Origin of the sequence: Bradyrhizobium sp. (genome assembly GCF_049581145.1) — a bacterium.
GTDB lineage: Bacteria > Pseudomonadota > Alphaproteobacteria > Rhizobiales > Xanthobacteraceae > Bradyrhizobium.
Genome location: NZ_JBAURI010000465.1, coordinates 1 through 11,307, shown reverse-complemented (window position 1 = coordinate 11,307; position 11,307 = coordinate 1). Strand labels below are relative to the sequence as shown.

The following is an 11,307-nucleotide window of genomic DNA, read 5'->3' as shown; positions in this document are numbered from 1 at the left end:
TCCTATCTCAGCCTGTTCAACGCGGCGCTGATTCTCGCGATCATGGTGCTGCCCTTCATCACCGCGATCTCGGTCGACGTGTTCAAGACCGTGCCGCCGGTCCTGAAAGAGGCGGCCTACGGCGTCGGCTGCACCACCTGGGAAGTGGTGCGCAACGTGGTGATCCCGTATACCCGCGTCGGCGTCATCGGCGGCATCATGCTGGCGCTGGGCCGCGCGCTCGGCGAAACCATGGCGGTGACCTTCATCATCGGCAACGCGTTCCGCATCACCGGTTCGGTGTTCTCTCCGGGCACCACGATATCGGCGGCCATCGCATCCGAATTCGCCGAAAGCGACGGCCTGCATCAATCCGGCCTGATCCTGCTCGGACTGCTCCTGTTCGTGCTGACCTTCTTCGTGCTCTCGGCGGCTCGCCTGATGCTGATGCGCCTCGAAACCAAGGCGGGGAAGTAAGGCCATGAACCCGATCTATGCTCGCCGTCGCCGTCGGGACATCATCATCCGCGGGCTGTGCTTCGCCGCCGCCGTCTTCGGCGTGACCTGGCTCGCGCTGATCCTGATCACCCTGCTGTACAACGGCTTCAGCGGGCTCAACTTCGAGATCTTCACCCAGAACACGCCGCCGCCGGGATCGACCCAGGGTGGCCTGCTCAATGCGATTACCGGTTCGGTCATCATGACCGTGATCGGGGTGGGTCTCGGCGCGCCGCTCGGCATGTTCGCCGGGACCTACCTTGCCGAATATGGCAGGAACGACCGCCTCACCTCGGTGATCCGCTTCATCAACGATATTCTTCTGAGCGCGCCGTCGATCATCATCGGCCTGTTCGTCTATGGCGCCGTGGTGGTCCCGATGGGCGACTTTTCCGCGATCGCCGGCGCGCTGGCGCTGGCCGTCATCGTCATTCCGGTCGTGCTGCGGACCACCGAAGACATGCTGCTGCTGGTGCCCAATCCGCTGCGCGAGGCGGCATCGGCGCTCGGCCTGCCGCGCTCGCTCGTGATCAGGCGGATCGCCTACCGCGCGGCACGCTCCGGCCTGGTCACCGGCGTGCTGCTCGCCACAGCGCGCGTCGCCGGTGAAACCGCGCCGCTGCTGTTCACCTCGCTCTCCAACCAGTTCTTCAGCCTCGATCTCACCAAGCCGATGGCGAATCTGCCGGTGACCATCAACAACTTCGTCCAGAGCCCCTACGAATACTGGAAGCAACTGGCCTGGAGCGGCGCCCTGCTGATCACGTTGACTGTACTTGCCCTGAATATTGGCGCGCGTGTTCTTGGCGCCGAGAGGACCCCGAAATGAACGAGCTTTCTGTTTCCGTAGGTGGTGCAGGCGGTCCGAATCTCGCGGCGCCGCTGCCCGACGCGCCGGCGAAAGTGACCGCGCGCGGCCTGAATTTCTATTACGGCGAACACCATGCGCTGAAGAACATCAACCTCGCGCTCGGCAGCAACCGCGTCACCGCCTTCATCGGCCCGTCCGGCTGCGGCAAGTCGACATTGCTGCGCATCTTCAACCGGATGTACGACCTCTATCCGGGGCAGCGCGCCACCGGGCAATTGATGCTCGACCAGACCGATATTCTCGATGCCAAGCTCGATCTCAATCTGCTGCGTGCGCGGGTCGGCATGGTGTTCCAGAAGCCGACGCCGTTCCCGATGACGATCTACGAGAACATCGCCTTCGGCATCCGGCTGTACGAGAAGATCTCCAAGTCCGAGATGGACGGCCGGGTCGAAAAGGCGCTGCGCGGCGGCGCTCTGTGGAACGAGGTCAAGGACAAGCTGAACGCCTCGGGCCTCAGCCTGTCCGGCGGCCAGCAGCAGCGGCTCTGCATCGCCCGCACCGTCGCGGTGCGGCCAGAAGTGATCCTGTTCGACGAGCCATGCTCGGCGCTGGATCCGATCTCGACCGCCAAGGTCGAGGAACTGATCCAGGAATTGTCCGAGGACTACACGATCGCGATCGTCACCCACAACATGCAACAGGCCGCGCGCGTTTCCGACAAGACCGCGTTCATGTATCTCGGCGAACTGATCGAATTCGACGACACCAGCAAGATCTTCACCTCGCCGAGCGATCGTCGCACCCAGGACTACATCACCGGCCGCTTCGGCTGAGGAGACAATCATGGCCTCTGAACACACCGCCAAGGCGTTCGACAGCGACCTGCAGGAACTGACCCGGCTGGTCGCCGAAATGGGCGGCCTCGCCGAACGCATGATCGTCGATTCCGTCGACGCGCTGGTCCGCCGCGATGTCGCGCTCGGCGAGCGCGTGGTGGCCGCCGACGCCGAGATCGACAATCTGCAGCGCACGATCGAGGAACGCGCGGTGCTGACCATCGCGCGGCGCCAGCCGATGGCGGTGGATCTGCGCGAGATCGTCGGCGCGATGCGGGTCGCCACCGATCTCGAGCGGATCGGCGATCTCGCCAAGAACATGGGCAAGCGGGTGGCGGCGCTGGAAAGCGATTTCCACCCCTTGAAGCTGATCCGCGGATTGGAGCACATGACCGACCTGGTGCAGTCTCAGGTCAAGACCGTGCTCGACGCCTATGCCGCGCACGACCTGCCGGCGGCGATGACCGTGTGGAAGGGCGACGAGGAGGTCGACGCCATCTGCACCTCGCTGTTCCGCGAGCTGCTCACCTACATGATGGAAGATCCGCGCAACATCTCGTTCTGCATTCATCTGATGTTCTGCGCCCAGAACATCGAGCGGATCGGCGATCACGCTACCAATATCGCCGAGACCGTGTTCTACATGATCGAGGGCCAGCAGATCGTCGACAAGCGCCCGAAGGGCGACATGACGACGTTCGCGACGACGGTCCCCGGCAACTAGAGCGTCACGGGTCGATTGCGGTTCTCGGATCCGATCCTGTCCAGGGATCGTGCCAAGCCAATGGAGAAAGTTACCTCATGAGCGCGCGGATTCTGGTGGTGGAAGACGAAGAAGCCCTGACCACGCTCTTGCGCTACAATCTCGATGCCGAAGGCTATGACGTCGAAACCGTCGCACGCGGCGACGACGCCGATACCCGGCTGAAGGAGCGCGTGCCCGACCTGATCGTGCTCGACTGGATGCTGCCGGGACTGTCCGGCATCGAACTGTGCCGCCGCTTGCGGGCGCGCCCCGAGACCAAGCAGCTGCCGATCATCATGCTGACCGCGCGCGGCGAAGAAAGCGAGCGGGTGAGGGGGCTGGCGACCGGCGCCGACGATTACATCGTCAAGCCGTTCTCGGTGCCGGAACTGTTGGCGCGAGTCAAAGGCCTGTTGCGCCGCGCCAGTCCCGAGCGGCTTGCCACCGTGCTGGCCTATGGCGACATCGAGCTCGACCGCGAGAAGCGCCGCGTCGCCCGCTCGGGCCGTCCGATCGATCTGGGGCCGACCGAATACCGGCTGCTGGAGTTCTTCCTCGAGCATCCCGGCCGGGTGTTTTCCCGCGAGCAGTTGCTCGACAGCGTCTGGGGCCGCGACATCTATATCGACGAGCGCACCGTCGACGTCCACATCGGGCGCCTGCGCAAATTGCTCAATCCCGGCCGCGAGCAGGATCCGATCCGCACCGTGCGCGGCGCCGGCTACGCGCTTGACGACCGCTTTGCGAAAGCGGATTAGCAAGGCGGAGCAATAAACTGCGCCGTCGTCCCGGCTTCGAACCGCGAGCCATGACCACAACTTTCGATTGTTTTGGAACCGCGCGGCTCGGTAACGCCTCAAGCATTTTCCGATGACGGCGAATCGGAAAACCCTCCGTTTTTTGTTGGTCGCGTTTTCTTGCGGAAAGCCGGCGTCCACCGTGCCGGAAAATGCCCTCACACCAACGCCGAGGGATATCGATCCCCGCCGAAACCTGTCATCGGGCGGCCCTTTGCGTCAACCCGTTGGCGCGGAGACGACGTGTGAGGTGCCTGGGCTCTATCGCGCCGACGGTTTCGCCGGTTGCCGCCTGCGATCGCCGGCCGGCTGATAGGCGACGCGCGAGTGGTGGGCGCAATAGGGCAGCCCCGCCAGCGCCTTTCCACCGCAGAAAAAGAACTCCGGACTTGAGGGATCGCCCACCGGCCAATGGCAGGTCGCTTCGTTCAACTCCAGCAGCGACCGCCGTTGATTCATCGGCACCACATTGTCGAAGGCGATCGGATCGGGCTCGAGCTCGACGTCGAAGGCATGGGCCAGCGCGGTATTGCCGCGCGAGACCGGACGCGAGACCCGCACCATCTGCTGCGCCGGGCGCGGCTTGCGCTGGCGCGGCGCCGCCGATGTCGGGCTTTTGGCGCGGCCGGAGAGGCCGAGCCTATGCACCTTGCCGATTACAGCGTTACGAGTCACATTCCCGAGCTCGGCGGCGATCTGGCTGGCGGAAAGTCCGCTCTCCCAGAGCTTTTTCAGCTGCTCGACGCGATCTTCGGACCAGGTCAATACGGTCATCGCACTCTTCCCTTCACCTCGCGCGGGCCAGTCTCGTGGGGCCGCACCGCGATGCAAATCCAAGAAAACCCTTGCGGGCAGAATCCCTTAGCCCTCGCCGGGCGCGGAAAGCGCGCCCGAACGTACACACGAACAAACAGACTCCTTGGGATCAGAACTGCCGCACGAGATGTCGTACCCGACAGCCAGAACGCTACAATATGCCGTGACTCCCGCGCAAGAGTCCGACTTCGCAGTCCACATGTTCCGCTTGGCTCGGATTTTCGTGCACACCGGAATCTTCCGGGCTTGCGCTGCCGGTTGCGGGGTGCGTCGTGGCATGTTGACAGTTATCGCCGCAGGCCTACAATGGTGCCACGTGCTGCCCTGAAAAGGCGGCACGTTTTGTTTTCCGGACCCGATCATTGAAGCGGTGGCGCAAATGCTCGCATCATGACGGGCCGCCCGCCTCTCAACTGATTACCAAGTGATTGAGACGTGATCGCCATGACCAAGAGCGCCACCTCGCATCTGCTTCCCGTTTTCGCCAGGGTCGACCTCGCCTTCGAACGCGGCGAGGGCGCGTGGCTGACCACGACCAACGGCGAGCGCTATCTCGATTTCACGTCGGGCGTCGCGGTGAACGCGCTCGGCCATGCGCATCCGTATCTCGTCGCAGCGCTGCAGCAGCAGGCGACGAAGCTGTGGCATATGTCGAACCTGTTCAAGAGCCCGGATGGCGAGCGGCTGGCGTCGCGGCTGTGCGAACAGAGTTTCGCCGACTTCGTCTTCTTCGCCAATTCCGGCGCCGAGGCGATGGAATGCGCCATCAAGCTCACGCGCAAGCATCACGCCGCCAAGGGCCATCCGGAACGCTATCGCATCATCACCTTCGAGGGCGCGTTTCACGGCCGCACGCTGGCGACGTTGGCGGCGACCGGCTCGCCGAAATATCTCGAAGGTTTTGGGCCGCCGGTGGAGGGTTTCGATCAGGTCGCGCTCGGCGATCTCGACGCCGTCAAGAAGACGATCGGCGAAAACACCGCCGGTATCCTGATCGAACCGCTGCAGGGCGAAGGCGGCGTGCGTGCGGCGCCGCAACCGTTCTTCAAGGCGCTGCGCCAGCTCTGCGACGACAACGGCCTGCTGCTTGTCTTCGACGAGGTGCAGACCGGCATGGGCCGCACCGGCGAATTGTTTGCCCATCGCCGTCTTGGCGTGACGCCCGACGTGATGTCGCTGGCGAAAGCGCTCGGCGGCGGTTTCCCGATCGGCGCCTGTCTCGCCACCGCCGACGCGGCGGCCGGCATGACGCCGGGCTCCCACGGCTCGACCTTCGGTGGCAATCCGCTCGCGGTCGCAGCCGCCAATGCCGTGCTGGACGTCATGCTGAAGCCCGGCTTCTTCGACCATGTGCAGACGATGTCGCTGCTGCTGAAACAGAAGCTCGCCGCGGTGATTGATCGTTATCCAGGCGTCGTCTCCGAGGTGCGCGGCGAGGGGCTGTTGATCGGGGTCAAGGCGGTGGTGCCGTCGGGCGATCTGGTCGCGGCGTTGCGCGCGCAGAGGCTGCTCACGGTCGGCGCCGGCGACAACGTCGTGCGCTTCCTGCCGCCTTTGATCGTCACCGAGGCCGAGATCGAGCAGGGCGTGACGAGCCTCGAGCAGGCCTGCGCCGCGCTTGCGGCCGATCCGAAGCAGCGGGCGGCGCAATGATCGACCAGCCAACGAGCAATCAGCCACGGCATTTCCTCGACATCAGCGAGCTGCCGCTGCCGGAGTTGCGCAACATGCTGGCGCTCGGCAGCGCCATGAAGTCGAAATTGAAGGCGCACGAAAAGCCGGCCCGGCCGCTGGAGGGCAAGACGCTGGCGATGATCTTCGAGCGGCCCTCCACCCGCACCCGCGTGTCATTCGATGTCGGCATGCGCCAACTCGGCGGGGAATCGATCATGCTGACGGGAGCCGAGATGCAGCTCGGCCGCGGCGAGACCATCGCCGACACCGCGCGCGTGCTGTCGCGCTATGTCGATGCCATCATGATCCGCATCCTGAACCACGAGGCGCTGCTCGAACTCGCCGCCAATGCCACCGTGCCGGTGATCAACGGCCTGACGCGACGCTCGCATCCCTGCCAGGTGATGGCCGACCTGATGACCTTCGAGGAGCGTCGCGGCCCGATCGAGGGCCGCATCGTAGCCTGGACCGGCGACGACAACAACGTGCTGGCGTCCTGGGCGCACGCAGCGTTGCGCTTCAAGTTCAACCTGCGTGTCGCCACTCCGCCGCAGCTCGCGCCGAACAAGGCGATGAAGGACTGGATCAAGGCCGTGCAGGCGCCCATCGTGCTCGGCAGCGATCCGGAAGCGGCCGTCCGCGGCGCCGATTGCGTCGTCACCGACACCTGGGTGTCGATGGGCGACAAGGATGGCGAGCACCGCCACAATCTGTTGCGGCCTTACCAGGTCAACGCGAAACTGATGTCGCTCGCCAAGCCCGACGCGCTGTTCATGCACTGCCTGCCCGCTCATCGCGGCGAAGAGGTCACCGACGAGGTGATCGACGGCCCGCAATCGGTGGTGTTCGACGAGGCTGAAAACCGCCTCCACGCGCAAAAGGGCATTCTGGCCTGGTGTTTTGACGCCGCGGGATAGGAGCCGAAAAAAATCTGTCGTCGTCCCGGCCAAGCGACTTGTCAGCCGCAGCGCGAAGAGCGAAGGCGGGAGCGCGATCCGGGATCCATCACCAGGATCTGTGGCTGCAAAGGCTCGGGCCGCAATCGAATCCAACAATTGACCGCCGGTGGTCATCGGTCCCGGCATTCGCCGGCACGACGGCGGAGAGAGTCCTCGAGTAACGTGGCCCGTGTCAAACCCCTTTCGCATTCGGCCTGCCGACCCCAGATAAAGCGCCATGACGTCTCAATCCCCCGATACAAAAATCACGCTGCAGAGCCCGGTCCGCGCGCCGTCGCCGGTTCCGGTCGACGATGCGGTGCTGCCGTTCGAGGTCGATGCGCTCGACCTGCGCGGGCGCCTGACCAGGCTCGGTCCCGCGCTCGACGACATCCTGACCAAGCACGATTATCCGGCGCCGGTCGGCAAGCTTTTGGGCGAAGCGATCGTGCTCACGACCTTGCTCGGCTCGTCCCTGAAATTCGAGGGCCGCTTCATTCTGCAGACCCAGAGCGATGGTCCGGTGTCTTTCCTGATCGTGGATTTTCGCGCGCCGGACCGGTTGCGCGCCTATGCGCGCTACGACGCGAAGCGGCTGAAAGCGGGGCAGGATTCAGGCAGCCTGCTCGGTCACGGCCATCTCGCCATGACCATCGACCAGGGACCGGAGATGAGCCGCTATCAGGGCCTCGTGGCGCTGGATGGTGGCGGCCTGGAAGCCGCGGCCCATGAATATTTCCTGCGCTCCGAGCAGATCCCGACCCGGGTTCGCCTTGCGGTGGGCGAGGAATGGCGCGGCGGCGACGGCGGCAAGCATCGCTGGCGCGCCGGCGGCATCCTGATGCAGTTTCTGCCGAAAGCGCCCGAGCGCGCGCGGCAGGCCGACCTGCATCCCGGCGACGCGCCGGAGGGCACGCCGTTGCACACCGTCGCGGAGGACGACGCCTGGGTCGAGGGCCAGTCGCTGATCGCAACCGTCGAGGATGTCGAACTGATCGATCCGGATCTGTCCGGCGAGCGGCTGCTGTACCGGCTGTTCCACGAGCGCGGCGTCCGCGTCTTCAATCCGCTGCCGCTCGCCGCGAGCTGCTCCTGCTCGCGCGATGCCGTCTCCGCGATGCTGAAAAGCTTCACGCCGGAAGATCGCGCCGACATGGTCAAGGACGGCAAGGTCGAGGTGACCTGCGAGTTCTGCTCCTCGGTGTACCAGTTCACGCCGCATGAGGCGGGTGTGGAGGAATAGCGCTCGCTACGTCGCCTACAAAGGTGCGAATGGGCCGTGATCACCCCCCCCGCGCTGCATGGATGCTGCTTGAAATCTGGATCGCGTGGCAACTACAAGCCGTCATGGCGAGCGTCAGCGCAGCAACCCGCGGGTCCGTACTACGAGGTCCTTGAACGGCTTCGGCGCCTCGGTTCTGGCAATGTCCGACAGCGTCCATGCGGCGCGATGGATTGCTTCGCTGCGCTCGCAATGACGGTTTTCGCTGACGGGCGCATCCGCCCCCGTCAGTTCAACACCCGCTTGTGATGCGGGTTGTCGAGCGAGAATGTCGGCACGTCGATCTCGAAGCGCTCGCCGCTGTCGGTGACCATCTGATAGCGGCCTGTCATGAAGCCTGACGCGGTCGACAGCGGCACGCCGGAGGTATATTCGAAGTGCTCGCCGGGGGCGAGCACCGGCTGCTCGCCGATCACGCCTTCGCCACGCACTTCCTGCTGCCGGCCGGCGGCATCCGTGATGATCCAGTGCCGGCTCCGCAACTGCACGGTTTCGTCGCCATTATTGGTGATGACGACCGTATAGGCCCAGAAAAAGCGGGATTGGTCCGCCGACGATTGCTCCGGGCTGAAGCTCGGTTCGACGGTGACCTCGATCTTGCGGGTAATGGCGCGGTACATGACACCCTCATGATAGCGAAAAGTTCGACCGGAACCAAACGGCGGGGATCGGTCGAACACCGGTCAGGCAGTTTCCGCACCGAATCAGTGCCGGTCGTGTGGCCGACCCGGTTCCAGGCCGAATCCGCTGGCGTTGTTCCGTCGCAAATGACTTGCAAGCTGCGGAGCGGTGCTATCTTTAGCCTTGCGCCGGCACCCTGTCGCCGGCCGGATCACGGTGCCTCACGATGTCGCTTGCCGATCGAGTTGCCGCACCCGCCGTTGCCGGAGCCGCAGCGGACGCGGTCGCGCGCGAGAAGGCGGCGGCGCGCGCACCGTCGATCTCGCTTCCAGTGGTCGGCGAGCGCGAACTGCGGCTCGATTTGTTCCGCGGGCTCGCGCTGTGGCTGATCTTCATCGATCATCTGCCGCCCAGCCTTCTGACCTGGCTCACGCTGCGCAATTACGGCTTCAGCGACGCCACCGAAATCTTCATCTTCATCTCCGGCTACACCGCGGCATTCGTCTATGGCCGCGCGCTGCTGGAGTCCGGCGTCGTGGTCGCGACCGCGCGCATCCTGCGCCGCGCCTGGCAGATCTATGTCGCGCACGTCTTTCTGTTCACGATCTTCCTCGCGGAAATCTCCTACGTCGCCACCAGCTTCGAGAATCCGCTCTATTCCGAGGAAATGGGGATCATGGATTTCCTCAAGCAGCCCGACGTCACCATCGTGCAGGCGCTGCTGTTGCGATTCCGTCCGGTCAACATGGACGTGCTGCCGCTCTACATCGTGCTGATGCTGTCGCTGCCGCTGATTCTGGTGCTGATGCGATGGAAGCCCGACGTCACGCTGGGATTGTCGGTTCTGCTCTACGCCGTGACCTGGCAATACGATCTGTATTTCTCCGCCTATCCGAACGGGGTCTGGGCCTTCAACCCGTTCGCCTGGCAATTGCTGTTCGTGTTTGGCGCCTGGTGCGCGCAGGGCGGCGCCAAGCGGATGACGCGCATCCTGTCGTCGCCGATCACGCTGTGGATCTGCTTTGCCTATCTGCTGTTCTCGTTCCTGGTCACGTTGACCTGGTATGTGCCGCAGCTCAGCCACTTCATGCCGCGCAGACTAGAGCAGTGGATGTATCCCATCAGCAAGACCGATCTTGACGTGTTGCGCTTCGCGCACTTCCTGGCGCTCGCTGCCGTCACGGTGCGTTTCCTGCCTAAAGATTGGCCGTACCTGAAATCACCGTGGCTGCGACCGTTAATCCTGTGCGGCCAGCACTCGCTTGAGATATTCTGCCTCGGCGTGTTTTTGGCCTTCGCTGGCCATTTCCTGCTGGCGGAGCTTTCGGGCGGGACCGCGTTGCACTTTATTATCAGTATTTCCGGAATCCTGATCATGTCGGCCGCGGCATGGCTGTTTTCATGGTACAAGCATTCCGCCGACAAGAGTGGGTCCAAAGCCAAGGCCACCGGCGGCAACGCCGATTTGGCGGGAGGGGGGGCATGAAGTTCGTCTCAGGGGCAATCCTGAGTGTGAGCCTGCTGGCCGGTTTTCTGGCCGCTGTTCCCGTGCGCGCCGAAGATGCTCCTGTGGCTACGCCGGCGCCAGCGGCGTGCGAGGTTCCCGACTATCTCCTCTCCGGCGACAACGTGCTGCCAAAGGTCGCGGACGCCATCAAGGCCGGTGGTCCGCTGAATATTCTGGTCGTGGGCAGCCGGTCATCGACCATTAACGTTGGCGCGAATGCTTCGGAGGCAGCTGCCTATCCCGGCCAGATGCAGGCCGCCTTGAAGGCGAAGCTGCCGTCGAACGAGGTTAACGTATCCGTGGAAATACAGGCAAAAAAGACCGCCGAAGAGGTCGCTTCGGGCCTGTCGAAGTTAGTGGAAGTTAAAAAGCCTACTTTAGTGATCTGGCAGACCGGAACCGTGGATGCTATGCGCTCGGTCGATCCGGATGATTTCCGCACCGCCGTCGACGAAGGTGTTGTTGCGTTACGGGATGCCGGAACGGACGTGATTTTGATCAACCCGCAATATAGTCCGCGCACGGAATCGATGATTTCCGCGGCGCCCTACCTGGATAATATGCGTGTGGTGGCGCAGGATCACGAGATTCCATTGTTTGATCGTTTCGCGCTGATGAAAACCTGGTCCGAATCCGGCGAGTTTGACTTGTTCACGGCCGTTCATGGCGCAGAGCTTGCAAAGCGGGTTCACAATTGCCTTGGGCGCGCGCTGTCGGAATTCATTATGGCCGCCGCTCATCCGAAGGCCGCCCAAGAGAATTGAGTGAATTGAGAGAATTGAGGAAGTCTGTCCTTGAAG

Annotated in this window: 12 protein-coding genes; 10 read left to right on the top strand and 2 right to left on the bottom strand. The window is 63.7% G+C overall.

The genetic code is table 11. The annotated features are described in order from the left end of the window. The 5 genes from WCB02_RS15360 to phoB form a co-directional block, all read left to right on the top strand. Nucleotides 1-456, top strand: a 456-nt coding sequence (locus tag WCB02_RS15360) for a PstC family ABC transporter permease (protein ID WP_423959174.1), incomplete at its 5' end; no start/stop codon positions are given. A 4-nt stretch (nt 457-460) separates the two neighbouring features. After that, a complete protein-coding gene (gene pstA / locus WCB02_RS15355) occupies nt 461-1,306 on the top strand; it encodes a phosphate ABC transporter permease PstA (RefSeq protein ID WP_423959173.1) in 846 nt (281 codons plus the stop codon). Beyond that, nucleotides 1,303-2,124, top strand: coding sequence for a phosphate ABC transporter ATP-binding protein PstB (pstB, locus tag WCB02_RS15350; RefSeq protein WP_423959172.1), 822 nt, complete (start codon nt 1,303-1,305; stop codon nt 2,122-2,124). The genes pstA and pstB overlap by 4 nt, the downstream gene beginning before the upstream one ends. A 10-nt stretch (nt 2,125-2,134) precedes the next feature. After that, nucleotides 2,135-2,851, top strand: coding sequence for a phosphate signaling complex protein PhoU (gene phoU / locus WCB02_RS15345; RefSeq protein ID WP_423959170.1), 717 nt, complete (start codon nt 2,135-2,137; stop codon nt 2,849-2,851). Between the two features lie 77 nt (nt 2,852-2,928). After that, nucleotides 2,929-3,630: a phosphate regulon transcriptional regulator PhoB gene (gene phoB / locus WCB02_RS15340; RefSeq protein WP_423959167.1), complete on the top strand. Its 702-nt coding sequence runs from the start codon at nt 2,929-2,931 to the stop codon at nt 3,628-3,630. Between the two features lie 300 nt (nt 3,631-3,930). Here phoB and WCB02_RS15335 read toward each other — a convergent pair whose 3' ends face one another. Beyond that, nucleotides 3,931-4,443: a GcrA family cell cycle regulator gene (locus tag WCB02_RS15335; protein ID WP_423959166.1), complete on the bottom strand. Its 513-nt coding sequence runs from the start codon at nt 4,441-4,443 to the stop codon at nt 3,931-3,933. Between the two features lie 486 nt (nt 4,444-4,929). Here WCB02_RS15335 and WCB02_RS15330 point away from each other — a divergent pair, with 486 nt between their 5' ends. From WCB02_RS15330 to WCB02_RS15320, 3 genes are all read left to right on the top strand, one after another. Next, nucleotides 4,930-6,138, top strand: a complete 1,209-nt coding sequence (locus tag WCB02_RS15330) for an aspartate aminotransferase family protein (protein WP_423959164.1) — start codon at nt 4,930-4,932, stop codon at nt 6,136-6,138. Continuing rightward, on the top strand, nt 6,135-7,076 hold the full coding sequence (argF, locus tag WCB02_RS15325) for an ornithine carbamoyltransferase (RefSeq protein ID WP_423959162.1): 942 nt from the start codon (nt 6,135-6,137) through the stop codon (nt 7,074-7,076). Before WCB02_RS15330 ends, argF begins: the two co-directional genes overlap by 4 nt. A gap of 259 nt (nt 7,077-7,335) precedes the next feature. Continuing rightward, nucleotides 7,336-8,340, top strand: coding sequence for an Hsp33 family molecular chaperone (locus WCB02_RS15320; RefSeq protein WP_423959159.1), 1,005 nt, complete (start codon nt 7,336-7,338; stop codon nt 8,338-8,340). A gap of 266 nt (nt 8,341-8,606) precedes the next feature. Here WCB02_RS15320 and apaG read toward each other — a convergent pair whose 3' ends face one another. Then, nucleotides 8,607-8,999, bottom strand: coding sequence for a Co2+/Mg2+ efflux protein ApaG (gene apaG / locus WCB02_RS15315; RefSeq protein ID WP_423959158.1), 393 nt, complete (start codon nt 8,997-8,999; stop codon nt 8,607-8,609). Between the two features lie 227 nt (nt 9,000-9,226). On the opposite strand from apaG, the gene WCB02_RS15310 reads away from it, so the two are divergent. Continuing rightward, nucleotides 9,227-10,486 (top strand): OpgC domain-containing protein, encoded by a 1,260-nt coding sequence (locus WCB02_RS15310; protein ID WP_423959156.1) that lies wholly within the window; start codon nt 9,227-9,229, stop codon nt 10,484-10,486. Then, nucleotides 10,483-11,271 carry an SGNH/GDSL hydrolase family protein gene (locus WCB02_RS15305; RefSeq protein WP_423959154.1) on the top strand — a complete coding sequence of 263 codons (789 nt, stop codon included), beginning with the start codon at nt 10,483-10,485 and terminating at the stop codon, nt 11,269-11,271. The genes WCB02_RS15310 and WCB02_RS15305 overlap by 4 nt, the downstream gene beginning before the upstream one ends. Nucleotides 11,272-11,307 lie beyond the last annotated feature (36 nt).